Origin of the sequence: Bacillus sp. SD075, assembly GCF_017355165.1 — a bacterium.
In the GTDB taxonomy this organism is placed as follows: Bacteria; Bacillota; Bacilli; order Bacillales; family DSM-1321; genus Peribacillus.
This window is the reverse complement of sequence record NZ_JADILK010000031.1, coordinates 1-19,137: the sequence shown is the minus strand read 5'-3', so window position 1 is coordinate 19,137 and position 19,137 is coordinate 1. Positions and strand designations below refer to the sequence as shown.

General features: G+C 37.4%; 20 protein-coding genes and 3 pseudogenes. 7 read left to right on the top strand and 16 right to left on the bottom strand.

Going from position 1 to position 19,137, the window contains the following annotated elements; translation table 11 throughout:
• Positions 1 to 56 precede the first annotated feature (56 nt).
• Positions 57 to 488: a CotD family spore coat protein gene (locus IOC57_RS18070; protein WP_286184984.1), complete on the top strand. Its 432-nt coding sequence runs from the start codon at positions 57 to 59 to the stop codon at positions 486 to 488.
• A 637-nt stretch (positions 489 to 1,125) separates the two neighbouring features.
• On the opposite strand, the gene IOC57_RS18065 is transcribed toward IOC57_RS18070, so the two are convergent.
• Positions 1,126 to 1,404, bottom strand: a complete 279-nt coding sequence (locus IOC57_RS18065; RefSeq protein WP_207439983.1) for a YolD-like family protein — start codon at positions 1,402 to 1,404, stop codon at positions 1,126 to 1,128.
• Positions 1,405 to 1,568: 164 nt separating this feature from the next.
• Between IOC57_RS18065 and IOC57_RS18060 the strand changes: the two genes are divergently transcribed.
• The 3 genes from IOC57_RS18060 (at position 1,569) to IOC57_RS18050 (ending at position 2,714) form a co-directional block, all read left to right on the top strand.
• Positions 1,569 to 1,742, top strand: coding sequence for a glycine zipper domain-containing protein (locus IOC57_RS18060; protein WP_207439982.1), 174 nt, complete (start codon positions 1,569 to 1,571; stop codon positions 1,740 to 1,742).
• 298 nt (positions 1,743 to 2,040) lie between these two features.
• Positions 2,041 to 2,328, top strand: a complete 288-nt coding sequence (locus tag IOC57_RS18055; protein ID WP_207439981.1) for a hypothetical protein — start codon at positions 2,041 to 2,043, stop codon at positions 2,326 to 2,328.
• 29 nt (positions 2,329 to 2,357) lie between these two features.
• Positions 2,358 to 2,714: a hypothetical protein gene (locus tag IOC57_RS18050; protein WP_207439980.1), complete on the top strand. Its 357-nt coding sequence runs from the start codon at positions 2,358 to 2,360 to the stop codon at positions 2,712 to 2,714.
• 162 nt (positions 2,715 to 2,876) lie between these two features.
• On the opposite strand, the gene IOC57_RS18045 is transcribed toward IOC57_RS18050, so the two are convergent.
• From IOC57_RS18045 to IOC57_RS18030, 5 genes are all read right to left on the bottom strand, one after another.
• On the bottom strand, positions 2,877 to 3,296 hold the full coding sequence (locus IOC57_RS18045; protein ID WP_207439979.1) for a hypothetical protein: 420 nt from the start codon (positions 3,294 to 3,296) through the stop codon (positions 2,877 to 2,879).
• Positions 3,297 to 3,601: 305 nt separating this feature from the next.
• On the bottom strand, positions 3,602 to 4,060 hold the full coding sequence (locus IOC57_RS26555) for a CBO0543 family protein (protein ID WP_396020855.1): 459 nt from the start codon (positions 4,058 to 4,060) through the stop codon (positions 3,602 to 3,604).
• A 184-nt stretch (positions 4,061 to 4,244) separates the two neighbouring features.
• A complete protein-coding gene (locus IOC57_RS18040) occupies positions 4,245 to 4,418 on the bottom strand; it encodes a hypothetical protein (RefSeq protein WP_286184981.1) in 174 nt (57 codons plus the stop codon).
• Positions 4,419 to 4,544: 126 nt separating this feature from the next.
• Positions 4,545 to 4,715: a hypothetical protein gene (locus IOC57_RS18035; protein ID WP_207439978.1), complete on the bottom strand. Its 171-nt coding sequence runs from the start codon at positions 4,713 to 4,715 to the stop codon at positions 4,545 to 4,547.
• 279 nt (positions 4,716 to 4,994) lie between these two features.
• The gene (locus IOC57_RS18030) at positions 4,995 to 5,519 is read right to left on the bottom strand and encodes a CBO0543 family protein (protein WP_207439977.1); all 525 of its coding nucleotides are present in this window, start codon (positions 5,517 to 5,519) and stop codon (positions 4,995 to 4,997) included.
• A gap of 473 nt (positions 5,520 to 5,992) precedes the next feature.
• On the opposite strand from IOC57_RS18030, the pseudogene IOC57_RS18025 reads away from it, so the two are divergent.
• Positions 5,993 to 6,232, top strand: a pseudogene (locus tag IOC57_RS18025) (tyrosine-type recombinase/integrase); the annotation flags it as partial.
• Positions 6,233 to 6,344: 112 nt separating this feature from the next.
• Here IOC57_RS18025 and glnA read toward each other — a convergent pair.
• The 4 genes from glnA to hflX form a co-directional block, all read right to left on the bottom strand.
• Positions 6,345 to 7,679 carry a type I glutamate--ammonia ligase gene (gene glnA, locus IOC57_RS18020; protein WP_207439975.1) on the bottom strand — a complete coding sequence of 445 codons (1,335 nt, stop codon included), beginning with the start codon at positions 7,677 to 7,679 and terminating at the stop codon, positions 6,345 to 6,347.
• Positions 7,680 to 7,718: 39 nt separating this feature from the next.
• Positions 7,719 to 8,123, bottom strand: coding sequence for a MerR family transcriptional regulator (locus tag IOC57_RS18015; protein ID WP_053345434.1), 405 nt, complete (start codon positions 8,121 to 8,123; stop codon positions 7,719 to 7,721).
• Between the two features lie 193 nt (positions 8,124 to 8,316).
• The gene (locus IOC57_RS18010; protein ID WP_207439974.1) at positions 8,317 to 9,585 is read right to left on the bottom strand and encodes a methionine gamma-lyase family protein; all 1,269 of its coding nucleotides are present in this window, start codon (positions 9,583 to 9,585) and stop codon (positions 8,317 to 8,319) included.
• Positions 9,586 to 9,597: 12 nt separating this feature from the next.
• Positions 9,598 to 10,851, bottom strand: coding sequence for a GTPase HflX (gene hflX / locus IOC57_RS18005; protein ID WP_207439973.1), 1,254 nt, complete (start codon positions 10,849 to 10,851; stop codon positions 9,598 to 9,600).
• A gap of 168 nt (positions 10,852 to 11,019) precedes the next feature.
• On the opposite strand from hflX, the gene IOC57_RS18000 reads away from it, so the two are divergent.
• Complete coding sequence (locus tag IOC57_RS18000) at positions 11,020 to 11,628, top strand: trimeric intracellular cation channel family protein (protein ID WP_063236402.1); 609 nt, start codon at positions 11,020 to 11,022, stop codon at positions 11,626 to 11,628.
• Between the two features lie 37 nt (positions 11,629 to 11,665).
• Here the strand turns inward: IOC57_RS18000 and spoVK are convergent, their stop codons facing one another.
• The 6 genes and pseudogenes from spoVK to IOC57_RS17970 form a co-directional block, all read right to left on the bottom strand.
• Positions 11,666 to 12,622 (bottom strand): stage V sporulation protein K, encoded by a 957-nt coding sequence (gene spoVK / locus IOC57_RS17995; protein WP_207439972.1) that lies wholly within the window; start codon positions 12,620 to 12,622, stop codon positions 11,666 to 11,668.
• 389 nt (positions 12,623 to 13,011) lie between these two features.
• Complete coding sequence (gene hfq / locus IOC57_RS17990) at positions 13,012 to 13,245, bottom strand: RNA chaperone Hfq (protein WP_034313436.1); 234 nt, start codon at positions 13,243 to 13,245, stop codon at positions 13,012 to 13,014.
• 3 nt (positions 13,246 to 13,248) lie between these two features.
• Positions 13,249 to 14,169: a tRNA (adenosine(37)-N6)-dimethylallyltransferase MiaA gene (gene miaA, locus IOC57_RS17985; RefSeq protein WP_396020856.1), complete on the bottom strand. Its 921-nt coding sequence runs from the start codon at positions 14,167 to 14,169 to the stop codon at positions 13,249 to 13,251.
• A 404-nt stretch (positions 14,170 to 14,573) separates the two neighbouring features.
• Positions 14,574 to 15,896, bottom strand: a complete 1,323-nt coding sequence (locus IOC57_RS17980) for an ATP-binding protein (protein ID WP_207439971.1) — start codon at positions 15,894 to 15,896, stop codon at positions 14,574 to 14,576.
• Positions 15,897 to 16,682: 786 nt separating this feature from the next.
• Positions 16,683 to 16,814: pseudogene (locus IOC57_RS17975) on the bottom strand (hypothetical protein); the annotation flags it as partial.
• 575 nt (positions 16,815 to 17,389) lie between these two features.
• On the bottom strand, positions 17,390 to 17,839 hold the full coding sequence (locus IOC57_RS17970) for an SMI1/KNR4 family protein (RefSeq protein ID WP_207439970.1): 450 nt from the start codon (positions 17,837 to 17,839) through the stop codon (positions 17,390 to 17,392).
• A gap of 1,193 nt (positions 17,840 to 19,032) precedes the next feature.
• Between IOC57_RS17970 and IOC57_RS17965 the strand changes: the two are divergent.
• Positions 19,033 to 19,137: pseudogene (locus tag IOC57_RS17965) on the top strand (DUF1641 domain-containing protein); the annotation flags it as partial.

Here is a 19,137-nt window from a genome sequence, read left to right as displayed (position 1 = left end):
CCCTTTTTTCATATACTACAAGTGTAATGAAATCTTAATGAAGGGATGTAATATTAATGTTTTTTCGTAATCGTAATAGTGGAGGGAATACCCCCCATGTAATGGGAGCATCCAACAATGTAATGGGAGCATTCGGGAACGAACCTGGGGTAATGGGTGCATCAACCGGTAAACACTCCAACGTAATGGGAGCCTTTAGTCCAATGCCTGCGTCTCCAGTACAACATTGCCCAACGCAAACACTTCCTACTCAAGTTGCTCCAGCACAAGTCTCTCCAACACAGCAATATGTTAATACGAATGTATCAAACACAGTGATTCCTGTCGTTCATCCATCACATACTACAACTGTCAATAAACATGTGAACACGTATAAGCACTACTTTCCACACACTCAATCCGTGGTGAACGAATGCTATACTGAAAACCTGATTTGTGGAAAACCGCCGCATAACCCGTGCTGTCCACCTAGGCATTTCGGATACTAATACTGTATAAGGGCTTATTAGCCCTTATCTTCATACATACGATAATACCGTACAGTCTGCTCCAAAAGCTTCTTAATATCTCAAAGTTTGATTTTGATTTTATATAATATATAGCCTACTTGTGGCATAAAAGAACTAATTTGGAGGTAATAATCGATCAACATTACATTCAGTTCTATTTCCAGAATTAAGTTGACTTTTGTTTGGTAACTCCGCCCTTTGCAAGAAAGCTCATTTATAGGAGAAACAGCATTTATTCTCTTTTCTTTAATTCTAATAGGAGTATTAACATTAATGGGCGGCGAATCTACTGTAGGAATCTCATTAAATAATCCTATTGTATGGTTTTATTATTATCCCTAGTTGATATGGCATTAAGATATAGGAAAATTAATGCTTAATAGATTCAGTCGGCACTGAAGTAAAAAGGCAGTCAATGTGGCTGCCTTTTTTCATCGTCCAAAATCCTAAAATTTATCATTTCTATCAACTGTAATATTTAAAGATATAATTCAAAGTTTGTTTTACCTTTATTTAACAAAAATTCCACTTCTCTTAGGAGAAGGGCTTTTTAATCCTCAACAGTTATTCCAATAATCTCATCAAACCATAGTTTTTCAAAGGAACTATCTTTCTTCTAAATACGTAACTCTTTCGTGAAAGGATGGATGTACACACAATAACCATGCAATTCTTGTGGATTTCCCTCGTTATGTAATCCAAAATGAATTGGTAAATGATATTCCATTGTATAGTGAATATTGTTTTCAAACTCTTCAACCTGGTATTCATCAAGGATAGGTTTTTTATTCAGGAAATAATCAACCTCACCTATTTTTTTATTTAAAGCTTTATGTTCTGGTATAATCAATGCTGCCTGCCATTTAACGAGCCCCCTATCACGAATTGTCCCCATCAGAACAACCCCTCCTATTCATTTATTATATACGAACAAAAGTTCTTGTTAAAGGCAGAAAAAATCCCTTCCCCAATTAAGGAGAAGGGGGATGAATTTTATGTTTTAACTGAAATTAATAAACCATAAATTATGTATAATATAAAAATAGCGGAGGTGTTAAAGTGTCACAAGGGAATGATAATAATAAATACAAGATAATTTATATGCCATTAGGGTTGACATTGGGGGCTGGATTAGGTGCAGCATTTAATAATGTAGCTATTGGTGCATCATTAGGTATCTTATTGGGTACAATCATCGATGCAGTAAAGTACTCACTTAATAATAAAAAGTAATGAACAACCTTCATTTTAGACGAACTAAAAGTAGACAAATTAAGCGTCCACTTAAATTTTGTTCATTTATCAACATTGGTTTAAAACAGAGCCTATCCATAAAATGAGCCCCACTCGACTCGAGAAGGGCTTTTAATGATGGAGGTACCTTCTGGGTATATACCTATACACTTTTACTTTTTATCCATATATTGAACATGTAATATTGTTATAAATGCCCTTGATAATGATATCCATACTTTAGATATGAATGTTTGATAATTTCTTGGACAACGATGATTTAAGGAGATGAACAGCATTGTTTTATTATTATCTTCCAAATTATTATGTGCCCTATCGACAAATAGGTACGATTACAGGTGTTGATCCTCAGGATATGAAGTTGGAACAGGTAGAACCCCCATTCCACCAACTACTACTCAACAACCTCCAATCCAAATCAGTCAACCTCAGCAAGGTGGCGGAGTATATGATCCTTACACACAACAAAACCCTTGGAGTGGTGGAGGAGGAGTTTTTACAGAAGCCCAAAATGGTGGAGGAACAGGTTCAGGTGAAGATGACGATGAACCACCAGGAGAAGTAACCCCACCCACATCAACCGGAGGTTCACCAATGTCACCATTTCCAGACGGACCTTTTAATGGTGGTGGACCTATGGGGCCGTACAACCCATACGGATCTTACAATCCATTGGGGGGAACTACTACACCTCAGAGTTACGGAGGGTATCAGACATCTGGATATTACGGAAGTCAGAATCCCGGAAGTTATGGAGGATCTTCGTTATATCAAGCTCCTGCATATCAAACACCTGTACAAAACCCTGGAGGTTATGGAGGATACCAGCCCGGGGTTCAGGACGCATACAATTACCAAGCATTTCTACCTGGTAGTCCTATGGCTCAACCAGGACCACCAGGAGGTGGAGGTCTTTTCGGTATGGGAAGAAACGGAAGATACTTCTATTAGAAAGGTTACAACTTGCCTTAAGAAAATCAATAACATCCTTTAACTAAGCTTAAAACAAAAAATAGCCCCTACTCGTATTGAGTAAGGGCTATTGATTATGCTGCAAACAACTCAGTAAATGTAGCTTTGCCTGCCTTCTTATCTGCCGATATCTTTTTTAGCTTACTGGAACTTAACTAATGCCGCCTCTGTACCTGTTCCAACCAGGTTTATATCGCTGACTGCAGAATCCAAGTAAGAGTGCCTTTTGCCCCTTTTTTCCAAAGTGACGATGGCCGCCTTAGTCTTAGTTCCCCATTTCCCATCCACAACCAACTTTTTATTGAATTGCTTATTAAGTTCCAAAGCCTTAATCAGTGCAGCTTGAGTTTTAGGGCCATTAATCCCAATCGTTACAAGACCGGCATCATAACGGCTGTTTAACGCTTTTGAATGGAAACAAATAATTGTGCTATCACCTTTATTCTTGAATGGCCCCTTTGTAACCTCTGAAGCAACTTCGGTCTTTGGAGGAACGGTAACAATGGTTTCAGTATCCTTTTTAAATTCCAAAGAAAGACTTGGCTTTTTGCCTGCATTCATCTGTGAATAGGATAATCCACCCGTCTTTTCTATGTGTGGGTAATCTAAAGCCGCCTGTCCAATCTCCCCCCAGTTACATCCTAATGCCTTACCAATAGCAGCTACACGTTTCCATTTTGCATTAATAGTCCACAGGCAGTTTTTCCGTCATCGCTTACAAGAAAATAATCAATTGCTACACCGTAGTTATGGAAAGATCCAATAACGTTTGCCATGCTACTGTCATTTTCTATCGTCTCCTTTTAATTTTATATCTTTATTGCATTTTCGTAGTAACAAAAAAAACGCCTCATATAAGGCTTTTTCTATTTCCTTTTTTTATTAATCCGCTTGTTGAGCGGAAAATGTTTTATGACTAATTTGTAATACACATAGACAATTAAATACGCCAGCAAATAACTAGCTGCAGACCAATATATATTCCATCCATTCCGATAATCTAATTTTCCAAGTAACACGATTAGATGTTCTAAAAAATTTGTCCCTAATGTAAAGATTAAAAATGTAATTAGAGTAGACATTTTTTTAAAATGAATAATGTAAATAAATAAACAACACGCTATAGGATAAAGACCCATATCATACGAAATGGAATTAAGGTGATTATCCATTTTCCAAAAGTAAGAAAAGCCAATTTTATTTATTAAAAAACTAATAGTTGAACCAAATGGATAAAAAATAATGAACAGCCTTCTATGGTTATTAAACAAATAAATTCCCAAAATCCAAGGCAGAATAAAACCAATAATAATATGAAAAAGCATCTAACACTCCTCTACATTTGAAACCTATACAATAATCTTTCCCTATTAGAAAAACATACATTCACATTGAAATAAAATTTAAAAGCCATCCAATGGGCAGCTATTTTGAAGTTCCTTCTCTTTTGGCGACTAACCCATAAAGACCCGTTCCACCTAGACCAGCGAAAGTCCCCGACCCATACCCTCAATACAATATCCACCTCGTGAATGGGAAGGCAACTAAACCTACTCCCAGACTGATTACCAAGCTTAAGATTGGCAGTACGTTGTATGGTAAGGTAACCGTCTGTTTAACCACCTGGACCATTGCAGCGATTATTGGAGCCAAGATAGTTGTAAAAATTAATACTTGTTGCATGACTTCGTTATCATTGAAACTCCTCCTTAAGGTAAATAAGCTTGTACGAATAAATCAAGAATCCCACTTCCACTGACTATTACGACGGATACTCTACCGATGATTTCCCACTTTTGCTTTCGGGTTTCAATATCTGACTGATGATCTTGGGGATTCCTTGCCAATCACATGATCGAGCAATTTATTCGTAATCACTTTATTCTCGTTGATCAAATCCCTATTCGCTTCGTTCCCTTTCATGACTGTTAGTTCCCAGCTACTTTGTCCAGATTGTAATTTGACCAGGTCTGTCTTCAAAAGAGATATATCCTGTTGAAATTTTTCACATTTTACTTGAGCTGCAATAACTGTTCGCGATGACTTTCTAGTTCCAAATCCACTTCTTTTAGCTTTTCGCCATGTTCCTGGACCTTATTTTCCACGTCGCCCCCCTCCAATGTCCATGACCCCCTTTAACATAAAATTCTCTCTACCTCTGTATGTCTAGATTGTTTATACATAATAAAAGCCCTTCTTAACTTAAAAAGGGCATGATTTTTGTTACTATTTAAATTCCACTTACCGCACAGTTTGTTCCTATTTAATTTTCTCAATTGGTATTTTTAAAGCGTAAAAAATACATACGACCCAAGCAAAAGACAACCCCCAAGCTACTAATGGTTTTTTATAATGTATCCGCAATATTGAAAACATAATGATATTAAACAATACAGACCACCAGATATTCCATCCATTATAATGGTTTATCAAGTTTAAATACTTGAGTTTTAGTAATTCTAAAGATGAACATAAAATAACCCAAAGGAATATCCAAAAAGCTTGTTTCCAAATTGTTTGCGGGAAACGGCCGAGATATATCATTATTGTAGAAGGATACGCTACAAACATAATGATCAGTGAAATAATTAGGTCATTTCTCAGGATGTGTGTACCAAAAAATATTTCTTGATATGCCCACAATTGATGGTTATAAAGTAAACAACTATATAGAAGATCACCAATAATAAAGAATAAGATGGTTGGATAATAATCCCGCCATCTCTTCCAATCGCCCCATTTAATTCCTGCTAATAAAAAAAGCGCAGTAAATACAAAATGCATAATTTTCTCCTATGTTTTTTATTAAAATTATTCCCATCCTGTTAAAAAAGAATACAAAAAAGCACTCAATGTTATGAGCGCTTCTACTTTCTCCTACAATAACAGTTACCTCACAGTTTGTTCCAAAAGGGTCTTAATATCTCAAAGTTTGTATTGATTTTAAATAATACATAGTAGATACGCACGGTACAAAAGAACTAATTTGGTGGTAATTTACTAATGCTTGATTTAAAAGAAAATGATTTTGAAAACGCTTTTGTTTTAATATAGTATCTGCACTTGCGATGAAATCAACAACATATTTATAGATATAACAGTTCTCATCAATCATGCCTGAACACCCGACTTTTGATCCTAAGTTATTTTTCAGGTCGTATTCTGTATAAGTAGTAAGTTTTGAATAATCAAACGTAAAGATACATATAGTATCATCTATCCTCCTTTCTAAATATCTAGTGGTTATGCCCTTTGGTTTTCATGCTATTTCAAGGATATTAAAAAAGGCTGAACTTCCACCTATCCCTATTCACTGTTTAAGGCACACCCACGCGGTTTTATTATTAGAGTCTGGCGCAGATATGAAATACATTCAGGAACGTCTAGGACACGGAAGCATGCAAATAACAGCCGATGTTTATGCCCACATTTCAGAGAAGATTGAAACAGATACAATTGATAAATTTGAGAAATACACAAAGGATATTTTAAAATAATTCGTTTGTTTGTGGGTAAATTGTGGGTGGACAAGTTTCCACCCTTTTTATTTCCCCTTTTCACCCACAATAAAAAAACCCTGACACCAAAGGTGCCAAGGCTTTAAAGCTATTAATACATGGACATATATTGTTCGCGTTCCCATGGGTGAACCTGTGTACGGAACATATCCCACTCGATTTCTTTTGCTTCGACGAAGTGTTCAAGTAAATGTTCACCTAATGCTTCTTTGATTACTTCATCAGATTTTAATGTTTCCAATGCAGCATATAAAGTAGCTGGTAGATCAACGATACCTACTTCTTCACGCTCTTCTTTATTCATAACATAGATGTTACGGTCAACTGGAGCTGGAGGAGTCAAGTCGTTCTTGATACCGTCAAGACCAGCTTTCAGAAGAACTGCAAGTGCTAAGTATGGGTTTGCTGCTGGATCGACACTACGTACCTCTACGCGAGTGCTTACTCCGCGTGAAGCCGGGATACGGATTAATGGGCTACGGTTTTTAGCAGACCATGCAACATAACAAGGAGCTTCGTAACCAGGAACTAGACGTTTGTAAGAGTTAACAGTTGGGTTTGTTACCGCAGTGAAGCTTGGAGCATGCTTAATGATACCAGCGATAAATTGCTCAGCTGTTTTACTTAATTCCAATTTACCTTCTTTATCATAAAATGCGTTTTCGTTGCCTTTGAACAAGGAAACGTTACAGTGCATGCCAGATCCGTTAACACCAAACAATGGTTTTGGCATGAATGTTGCGTGTAAACCATGTTTACGTGCTATCGTTTTAACAACCAATTTAAATGTTTGGATGTTGTCACAAGCTGAGATTGCATCTGCATATTTAAAGTCAATTTCATGTTGTCCTGGAGCTACTTCATGGTGGGATGCTTCGATTTCAAATCCCATTTCTTCAAGCTCAAGAACGATATCACGACGGCAGTTTTCTCCTAGGTCAGTAGGTGCAAGGTCAAAGTATCCACCTTTATCGTTCAATTCTAGAGTCGGCTCGCCTGCTGCATCCAGTTTGAATAGGAAGAATTCAGGTTCAGGTCCAAGATTGAAATCTGTGAAGCCCATTTCTCTTGCTTCTGCAAGAACACGTTTAAGGTTAGCACGGGGATCTCCATCAAAAGGTGAACCATCCGTATTGTAAATATCACAGATCAAACGTGCGACTTTACCTTTTTCGGAAGTCCAAGGGAAAATAACCCATGTATTTAAATCAGGATATAGGTACATATCAGACTCTTCAATACGGACAAAGCCTTCAATGGAAGATCCGTCAAACATCATTTTATTATCAAGTGCTTTTTCTAATTGACTAACTGGGATTTCAACGTTTTTAATTGTTCCCAAAATGTCAGTAAATTGTAAACGAATGTACTTAACATTTTCTTCTTTCGCTAAACGAGTGATGTCTTCACGTGTGAACTTTGCCAATTTCTATTCCCCCTAATAATCATTCATAAATCATATTTTTTATTGGAAAAAACGAGACATATCCCCTTGTCTAAGAGATGTTCGATGCTTGCTTCCTTGTAAAAGCTCGGCACGCAGAAGCTTGCGAAGCTCCTCGTCACTAAGGTCCTGTCTTATTTTTTCCGCTTGTTCTAAATCTTGAGTTTTAGGTAAATTCTGTTCCTTTACAGTGAAAATCTTTTTTATGCCGGCCAGATTGACTCCTTGTTCGATTAAATCTTTAATCTCAAGCAGTCGATCGATATCGTTTAAAGAAAAAACCCGACGATTTCCATCTGTTCTCATAGGAGTAATAAGTTGATGCTCTTCGTAATATCGAATTTGGCGTGCAGACAACTCAGTTAGCTGCATGACGATTCCGATGGAAAAAAGAGGCATCGAACGCCGAATGTTGTTGCCGCTCATTCTTAGCATCCTCCTTTTGGTTAACTTAAAATAATCATATATCATGTTATTAAACTTGTCAATATGATGTTACATTTTATGACGTGTTTTTTTCAGAAAATTAAATGATTTGTTACTACTCAAATATTATGACTATTGTTTTCAGGAATCCAATTGTATCTGGATCCCCATTACGTATCTAACTTAATTTCATTTACAATTGAATCAGCTTTTTGTCCATTAGCGCATTCACAGCAGTCAATACAGCCACTTTAACATGGGCGTATGTCAAGCCGCCTTGAACGTAGGCAACAAATGGAGCTCTTGTCGGGCCATCTGCCGTCAGCTCAATGCTGGCCCCCTGTATAAAGGTGCCCGCAGCCATGATTACATCGTCTTCATACCCTGGCATATAGGCAGGATATGGTGTCACATGTGAATTGATCGGTGATGCATATTGGATGGCCTGACAGAAGGCAACCATTTTATCACGGTCTTCAAATTGGACGGATTGAATCAAGTCAGTACGCTTCGCATCCCATTTAGGAGATGTATTCATACCGAGTTTTTCTAGAAAGGCAGCTGTGAACATGGCTCCTTTAACAGCTTGGCCCACGACATGCGGTGCAAGGAAGAATCCTTGGTACATTTCCTGCAGACTATAAAGCGACGCACCTGCTTCCGCACCTATTCCGGGTGATGTTAATCGATATGAGCAAGCTTCAACCAGGTCCTTTTTACCAACAATGTATCCACCGGTTTTCACTATTCCTCCACCAGGATTTTTAATGAGTGAACCTGCCATTAAATCTGCTCCGACATGACATGGTTCTTGTGTCTCAACGAACTCTCCATAACAGTTGTCCACAAACACGACGATTTCCGGGTTAATGTCTTTTACAAAGGAAATCATTTCCCTTATTTCATCAATCGTAAAGGAAGGTCGTGTAGCATACCCTTTTGACCGTTGTATACCGATCATCTTCGTATTTGGTTGAATGGCTTGTTTGACGGCTTCGAAATCAACGGTTCCGGCCACCGCTAACGGAACGGCCTTATAGCTTATTTGAAAATCACGCAACGATCCGATACCCGATCCCCGGATACCGACAATCTCTTCCAGAGTATCATACGGCTTTCCAGTTATGTATAACAATTCATCCCCTGGGCGCAATATGCCGAACAGGGCGGTTGAGATGGCGTGTGTGCCTGAAATAATTTGGGGGCGCACCAATCCAGCCTCCGCTCCAAAAACCTTTGCATATATCAATTCCAGCGTATCGCGGCCCCTATCATCGTATCCATACCCTGTAGTCGGTATGAAATGGGAATCACTCACCCTATGTGCTTGATAACTTTGTAATACACGAAATTGATTTTCTTCAATTCGTTCGTCCACCTGCTTATGTAATGGAGAAATCATTGCTTCCACTTCCTGTGCAATGTTTTTCAACACTTCTCCATTTGTTAACTGCTGATACATCAAAATTCCCCTTTATAATGAATATTTCTCCAGCTGCCCGGTTATCGGATGATCAGCTAGACAAAAACCTTTGCATTCATATCTTTCCGATTCTTCATTAAAGGAGAGAGTGCGCAATATGGTTTCATTTTTCAGCTGTGATAATAGTTTACCCTCACTCGATGGCAGGAAAACATGATACGGGACCATTTCTTCAATCACGTACTTTTCAATTTCTTCCATGATTAGATTCAGGTCCGATTGTTCATAGGCACTGATCATTAATGAGGCACGACTGGCTGACCTGACAAAATCAGCGTGAATCTTATCTTTCTTATTATACAACGTTAGCTGTGGAATGGAAGGGACATCTAAGTCATTTAGTAAATCCTGCACCGTTTTCTGGTGATTAAAGTAATCTGTACTTGAGGAATCAACCACATGGAGCAATAGATCCGCTTCTTTCACTTCTTCAAGTGTTGAACGGAATGCAGCAATTAAAGATGTCGGCAAATCTTGAATGAAACCTACCGTATCCGTCAGCAGCACGGTAAATCCGCTAGGAAGAATCGCCTTTCGTGTCATTGGATCCAGCGTAGCGAATAACTGGTTTTCTTCGTAAGAATCCGCCTCCGTCAAACGATTGAACAGCGTTGATTTACCTGCATTCGTGTATCCCATAAGGGCTATTTGAAATGTCTTATTACGTTTCCTTCTATCACGATAGCGTTCACGATGCTTCACTATGCCACTTAATTGTTGCTTGATTTCATCTATTTTCCCACGAATGTGACGGCGGTCGCTTTCCAGCTTCGTCTCACCTGGTCCCCTAGTCCCTATTCCGCCTCCAAGCCTGGACATTGCCGTACCCTGTCCGACCAAACGCGGCAATAAATATTGGAGCTGAGCAAGTTCAACCTGCAGTTTCCCTTCTCTGGATCGCGCCCGCTGAGCGAATATATCCAATATTAGCTGTGTCCGATCAATGATCCTTGCCTCTAATTGTTTTGAAAGGTTCCGAATCTGGCTCGGTGACAGTTCATCATTAAAGATAAATAAATCCGGCTCCAGCTCCTCTTCCAGGTTCCGGAGTTCCTCCACTTTTCCTTTTCCTATATATGTAGCCGGATCGACCCTTTCCCTTTTCTGGCTAATGGTCAGTAAAACCTCACCATTCGCCGTCTTCGCCAATGAAGCAAGTTCATCGAGTGAATATTCAAAACGTTCATTAGTTTCAGTGGTTTGACACCCAATCAACACGGCCGTTTCCTTTACTGCTTCTTCCAAATCAAATGCACCACCTTCTCGAAGATTTTAGTTAATCATAACAAAAAAATTGAATATATAAAAATTCCCTCAAAACGATGCTTTTAACCGTTTTAAAAATTCCGATAACATGCTAAAATCATACTTGGCTTTATCATTAAATTCGAAGAGACATAGAGGGACATTCATATGACATGGGAAGTATTAAGCTTAATAGGTACGATTGCATTCGCTATTAGCGGGACCATCATCGCCATGGAAGAAGAGTATGATATTTTAGGAGTTTATATTTTAGGAATCATAACCGCCTTTGGGGGAGGGGCAATCCGTAATCTGCTGATCGGTGTCCCCGTTTCAGCGTTATGGGATCAAAGTTTCTATTTTGTCATCGCTTTAGTATCCATCACCATCGTTTTCGTTTTTCCTACAAACCTTTCAAAGCACTGGGACAGGTGGGGAAACTTCAGTGATGCTATTGGCCTTTCAGCCTTTGCCATCCAAGGGGCTATGTATGCCGTGGAACTTAATCATCCAATAAGCGCCATCATTGTATCAGCTGCATTAACCGGATGCGGCGGCGGGATAATCCGTGACGTGCTGGCCGGAAGAAAGCCATTGGTCTTCAGAAAAGAAATCTATGTAGTATGGGCCATCATTGCAGGCTTGGCTTTAGGCAGCGGTGTATTATCCCAGTCATGGCAGCTTTATTCGCTTTTTGCCGTCATAACGATATTGCGAGTCCTTTCTTACACCAATAATTGGCATCTCCCTAATAAAAAATGGGTGCCTAAAACATAAATTTGAAAAGCCCGCCAAGATGGTGGGCTTTTCCATGTCATTCTTTCTCATCATCCTCGAAAATCAAATCTTGGCTGGTAAGCGTCAGTAAATCGGATTTTTCAAATGAATCCTCCAGTAAAAGCCGCATTGCCTGCGCCCTAATTGACTTTTCAAGTACATTTCGTATATAGCGTCCGTTAGAAAATGAAATAGGTCCCCGGAATGAACGTAATATGATTAGATGTTCTTTTAATTTCCTTTCGGCATCCCGATTCATTAGATACTCCTTTTCCTGTAGCATCCGATCGGCTATTTCCATTAACTGATCAATCGTATAATCCGGAAAATCAATAACTAGCGGGAACCTGGAATGAAGTCCAGGATTAAGGCTGAGGAAATAATCCATTTCCCTCGAATATCCAGCAAGGATCAATATGAATTCGTGCTGCCGATCCTCCATATGCTTGACAAGGGTATCTATGGCTTCCTTTCCAAAATCCTTTTCGCCGCCTCTTCCCAAGGAATAGGCTTCATCAATAAACAAGATCCCCCCAATGGCCTTTTTAATTAAATCCCTTGTTTTTTGGGCAGTATGACCAATGTATTCCCCGACCAAATCCGCTCTCTCCGCTTCAATTAAATGCCCTTTCGAAAGTACATTCATTTTTTGAAACAACTTACCGATTAAACGTGCAACCGTCGTTTTCCCTGTTCCGGGATTTCCTTTAAACATCATATGCAGCGCTTGCCTGCCAGTCTTCAGCCCCTTTGCCTCACGTTGTTTATTGATGTAAATCCAAGCATATATCTCTTTTATCATCCGTTTCATTTCTTCCATTCCGACCAGCGATTTCAGCTCATCTTCAATCTCTTTTAATGCCACATGCTGGTGGGGGATTTCCTGCACCAAAATTTCTTTTATCGGCAGATCCTTTTGTAGCGCTTTTCTATTTTCCGCATTAAACACAATATTGATTTGCCCGTTATTTTTCATACGGATCGGTTGTTCCAATGCATTCACCTCTCCATCTTGGACCCTACTCTAACACCACAGTTTTCGATTAATGATGGTCATAGGCATATGCTGCAAAGCCAAAACAAATCCATCAGAAAATTCGTTTATTCCTTTTCGTGATTAAACTCAATTCCCTTCTTGAAAAGAGACTTATTCTGACAGGATTTTTCCCTTGGAGGATTCGTTACGACAAACTCCATTCCCGTTCACCAATTTATATAGGCTAATGTCATTTCCTGCGGTTTCCCGGAAAATAATCCGTCCCTTAATATATATTCAAAACAGGTACGTAAAATTATCGATTCTTTGAAAAAGAACAGAGAAGTGCATGCAAAAAAAAACAGGTCGCTATAAGCTAAACCTGTTTTTTACATTCATATATATGATTATTCCTTCACTTCGTAATCAATCTGAACATTACGTTGTGGAGCAAATGTAGAAATCGCATGTTTATAGACTAATTGCTGTTTACCCTCTGATTCAAATAAAACGGTAAAATTATCGAACCCTTTCACTTGTCCTCTAATCTGGAACCCGTTTAATAAAAACACCGTCACATACGTACCATCTTTACGTAATTGATTAAGAAACTGATCTTGAATATTTACTGATTGTTTCATGTATTAGTCCTCCTCTTTTCTCTCTAAATTTATGTATTCGCCTTCACTGAAAAGCTTTCCTGCTATAAATCCAGATATTTCATGTATTTTTTTTGGAAAATCCTCAAGATCGGTCATATCAAACCAAATTACATCCATTTTATTCCGGAACCAGGTCAATTGCCTTTTTGCATATCGACGGGAGTTTTGCTTTAATGTCTCAACCGCTTCATCCAATGTAGCCCTTCCATCTAAAAAATCATAGATTTCTTTATAGCCTATAGCCTGGATGGATTGGCAATCCCTCAAACCTTTTTCATAAAATGACTCCACCTCTTGAATCAGCCCTTCTTCTACCATGCCATCAACACGCTGATCGATGCGTTGGTACAACTTTTCACGTTCCATTGTCAATCCAATGATGCACGTATCATATTTCAATTCTGTAGGCTGTTCATTCAGCTGCTCACTCATCGTTTTACCAGTACAATGAAAAATCTCAAGTGCCCTTATCACCCTTCTTACATTATTAGGATGAATCCGATTCGCGCTTTCAGGGTCAACGCTGCGTAATTGTTCAAAAACAGGATCAATCCCTAACTCCCTTACCTGTTTTTCGAGTCCCTCTCTATAAAACGGGTCGGATGGCGCCTCCGAAAATTGATAATCATAAATGACCGATTGTATGTATAATCCTGTTCCACCTACGATAATGGGTAGTTTACCTCTGCTTTGGATATCCTCGATACAAGCTTTGGCCCTCTCCTGGAACTCTGCCGCACTAAATGGATCATCAGGGTCTTTAATATCAAGTAAATAATGAGGAATTCCTTCTGTTTCTTCCCTCTTGATTTTTGCAGTCCCAATATCCATCCCCTTATATACCTGCATGGAGTCTCCGCTAATAATTTCCCCATTAAATAACTTTGCCATCTCAATGCTCATCTTTGTCTTGCCAACAGCAGTCGGTCCAATGATAACGATAAGTTTTCCTTTTTGTTGTTTCACAATCTCACTGCCTTAAATGATTTTTTCCCTATCTTATCATAATCTCCATGAAAGCAGCTAAACATCTACCCATTATGTCCAATTCAGGCACTTTTATTCAACTTTTTTCCGTAATAATTGTCACCTTTATATCTCATAGATTGTCAGAGTGTAAAATGCCGAAATATCGAAAATACATTTGTATCTCATCAACGCTCCATTTGCGACAATGGAGAAAATGACGTGATTTTTCCTGGTGGAAAGGGAATATAATCACGATAATTGAATCAAAGAAAAGGTATGATTCCTTCTGCATTAGAGGAATCATACCTTTTTATCAATTATTTTTCCTTTGGATCCATTTAGCCCAAATTTCCATTTACGGGTATGATCATCGTTACAGTCGTTTCTTTTTCAGAAGATTGTACGTGGATCTCTCCATCATATCTGTTCACTAAGTCTTTAACGATGAACAATCCTTGTCCGCGAACTTTTCCCTTTTGTGGCTTTTTGGTTGAAAAACCGCTGGCAAATATATTCTCCATATCTAATTCTGAAATCCTTGGTCCGGTGTTCGTGACCATAAACTTATACTTTTCTTCATCAGCTTTGCAGGAAATATTCATTCGGCGTTCTTGTTCTGGCAATTCAATTGTTGCCTCAATAGCATTGTCGATAACATTTGATAATAATTTTATCAAATCGATTGTTTTGACCCGATTGAAGGATTCGGTCGAAACATCAATTTCGATATCGATGTTATAATTCTGTGCCGAGAGCCTTTTAGTCTCTAACAGGACAGATAAGCCCGGATGAATCACATCCAATTTCATCGATTCGATCGAATGCACTTCTTTTGAAAGACCGGTTAAATATTCGAGTGCCTTTGTGTTCTCCGCTAATTTAAGCAGTCCATGTATCACCTGAATATGATTGGAAAAATCATGCCTTAATGAGCGGACTGAAGCAATGAGCGATTGAAATTCCGATTGATACGTATCTTCCGTATCCCCCACTTCACGTGTCAGTTCCTTTTGATACCATTTTTGAATGACAAAAAAGGTAACCAGCAGCATGATAACGAATCCACCATTATAAACAAGAATCGCAATGCTACTTTTCAATACCTTGCCGTTAATGGCATTAATATCTTCTGCGCTCACATCAATGCCCAAAAAACCAATAATGGTGCCATCTTGATTTTTCATTGGCACTCCCACAGTCAAATACTCGCCATATTCCGGATCTTCTAGAATCCCGGTAATAAAGCTTTTGCCTTCATGCGCCTGTTTGACCTGCTCCGACGGAACAGTACATACACCACCGATAGGAAAATCCCCTTTATGATCTTTTGAAAATCCAGTAATCATAGCTTTAGATACTCGAGGATTATCAATCTTGATGGTATAAACATATAATGCTCCTATTTTTTCACGGGCATCCTCTAAGTAAGCTTTTATATCCCTATAATCACGGCTCTTTACTTGGTTATTAAGAAATCGCTGATAGGCTTCTATATCCATCGAGTCGGCAATAGATCTAGCAGCTACCAAGTTTTGATTAGCAACGGATTTTTGCACAGAATTTTTAATGCTTAAATATGTTGAAAACATATTTAGAAGAATGAAAACAATCAATAAAAGAATGGTCAAATAAAGAAATGCCCTTAACTTTTTATTTTTCATAGGATTAAACTTACCTCATCTCTAGCAGCTAAAAGTTAACGAACCTATTCTGAGTTTACTATATAAAGGGACAAAGAAATAGAGAAAATCTAACAATCTCTATAATCCCAGGTATATAGTACTATAATTAAGCAAGTAATTAACAGATTACCCATTAATTTTCGATCATATAACTTTTCACATATTAATCTACTAATAATTTACTACCAATAAATCTTTTTATTACCAATATTTAATAATATCAATATAACTTTGTATAAGAACTATAGAAAAAATAAAAGATATTTTGTTCGATATTTTCGCTTTAAATAAATAATTTTATCCTTTATATGAAAATATTACAAGAATTTAAAGATTCCATCTGTAAAATCACACCATCATTCTTATTTATTATATTAAATTTCACAAATATAATGGACTACTCCTCTTTCAATAGTACATATTAACTAATTTATCATTTTGAAAAACATCATTTCTACGAGAAGATTTCCTTAATTAAAAAAATGGAATCAGAGCCTGATCCCCTGATTCCATTTACATATCATATGAAGCTTTTATTTTATCGAATGGATGACTGCCCGCTTATAATATATGAGTTAGAAAAAGAAAATACTTTGCGATGACCACTGCCGAATAGACAAACAAATTTGATCCCAATAAATTGCTTAATGATGGCGACTATGGCATGAATCATCTCTATCAGAAAAGGAGGCGGAAAAGAGGATACGTATTTCCACACTGAAAATTTGCCGTATTTATTTTTTGTCAGTCCCAGTCGATGAAGGGACGTGCTTCCGTAGCAAGACCAGAAATTGCATCATAATCGATATTCTCTGGAATCTTTTTATTCTCCATTTTTTTCAGGCGATCGACTTGCTGCAAGGATTTTTCGAAATGAATTTGGATTTTTCCATCCTCAAAATTCGTAAAAACTCGCAGATACATCATACGCCCTTGAACGATAAAGAATAATAAACTGACAATCAAGCCGATAAAAAGAAAAATCGAAACTCTTGTTTGCCGTTGATTATGATCAGGATTACTAGACATTTTTTCGATTTCATGAGATGGTTCCATTGATTCTTCCCATTCTTTTATCTGTTCATAGGACAATCTCCGACTCTTTTTCATCAATGTTGAACATTATACTGTCATGCTCTTCCTTGGATACTTCCGTGCATTAAAGGACACTTGACAAATGGAAACCATCATAATAGGGCAGATTAATATCCAAAAAAAACAAATCTGGCTTTATCTCTTGGAACTCCGAAAAAAGTTGGTCCAGTTGCTTCGCTTCAAAAACTTCTACCCATACCTTTTTAAATAATTGACCAAGATTCCGGCTATTGTAAAATGTCTTCAACCAATAATATTTTATACATCTTTTCCCCTCATTAATATGACAATCCAACTTATCAACCTGACTTTTGAAATGACAATAAAAAACCTTGAATGGTATGAGCCAATCAAGGGGATTCAAATAAAATTAGATTTCACTCCGGAATTTTCAATCCCTCAATGAAGGATTGAAAACTCGATGCAACTTTATAAATATTTTCATCCTGGCTTGATGGATCCGAATACCAACCCTGATCCCAGAAGTAAACTCCCTGTTCCTCTTCGTTATTTATCAGCAAGATCTTACCTGCACATGTAGCATTACCTATTATAATGCAATTCTTATGTAATTCTTCTCTGTTTTCTTCATGCCATTTCTGTAAATCCAGTTCTTTATCCTGAAGCTCTAATCCATAAAGTACATTTAAGCAAACAAGTGTGTCTAATCCATCTACATAAAACCTACAGTTTTGAACAGCTGTTGTGCCTCCATTATGTTTAAGTAGAAATTGTTTATAATCTGCAGGGATTTCAAACCCCACAAATTCCTGAAAATTATTCACTGCTTCTTGTGTCGCTTTTCCATATCCAGTAATATTCACCATTGTATCGACTCCATTTCATTTTATTGTAGTAAAATCATTTGATAATCTTATTCTATTTCACTTGCTAATTGCTGTTTATAAAAGGGACTGTCCTACTCTCCATTACAACTCTGGTAATCTAAACTTTCCTTTTCCATGGATATCCTTTAAAAATAAATTATTCATTTACTTAGTAAATAATACTTTTTTTAAATATATTAACATAATTTTACTTTCCTTTTCAGTATTTTCTGATATTTTTTTTGACAATTTCGTTACTTTACATTACGAAAATAGCTTATATAAAAAAGAGTTTTTGTCGAAGAATCGATAAATCAGGTGTTTTCGAAGATATATTCCGATTTTCGAAGGTATATTCCGATTTTCGAAGGTATATTCCGATTCGCAGATAAATGAGACTTAGCATTATTCATTCTTCCTTATAATATTCAATAAAAAAGGCGCCCAACCATCATCTTCGGTTGTGCGCCATGGATAAATCCCATTACATCTCAGACAATTTTATAGTCATCATAAGTAATTAATAACCTGCTCATAGAAACTGTCTCAGCACGCAGCTTATTCTTATCACGACAATAAGCAATGATGGAACTATTGGGAATTTTAGCTGTACAATTCCATTTACTAAATTTTTCATTATACCTAGAGGATATTTCAATAATCTCACCACGTACCTTTAACATCCTGCGTTCTACCAAGGGCATCATCTCCAATTCCGATAAAATTATTTACCCTAAATCAGATAAAATATTCTTGAGGGCCATTCAGGCATGGCCTATTCAAAGATTATGGACATTATAGCAAAACAAACATCCATGCAAAACAAAAGATGTTTACATATTCAGTAATCGATGCCGGTAGCTGGCGTTAATTGTTTCGACAACCAATAGATCGATTATTAGAGGAAATGACAAGGTTGTTCCTCTTAAAATGCCGTGAATCAGATTCGTAATCTTATAGGATGTCTCAGATACCCCTCTTTATTCAAGGTATTATAACCAGAATAATCTTAATGTTTTTTTGGAATATTAAGATAAAATATAAAACCCGTCTAATAATTCTTAATTATAACGATAAAATTATATTCGTATCACAAAAGAAATATTTGAAATTAGGAGATTAGAGTCGTATGATTAGTAGTATCGGCGGAAAACACATAAATCAAAATAATTAAGTTTAAAGGGGAATTAGATATGGTAGATGTAGTCTCAAAACCTGAACATGAAACACTTAATATTTCTGCAAACCAAGAACAATTGGATATCCTAGATCAGCTTTTAAAGCCTGAGGTTCAGGAA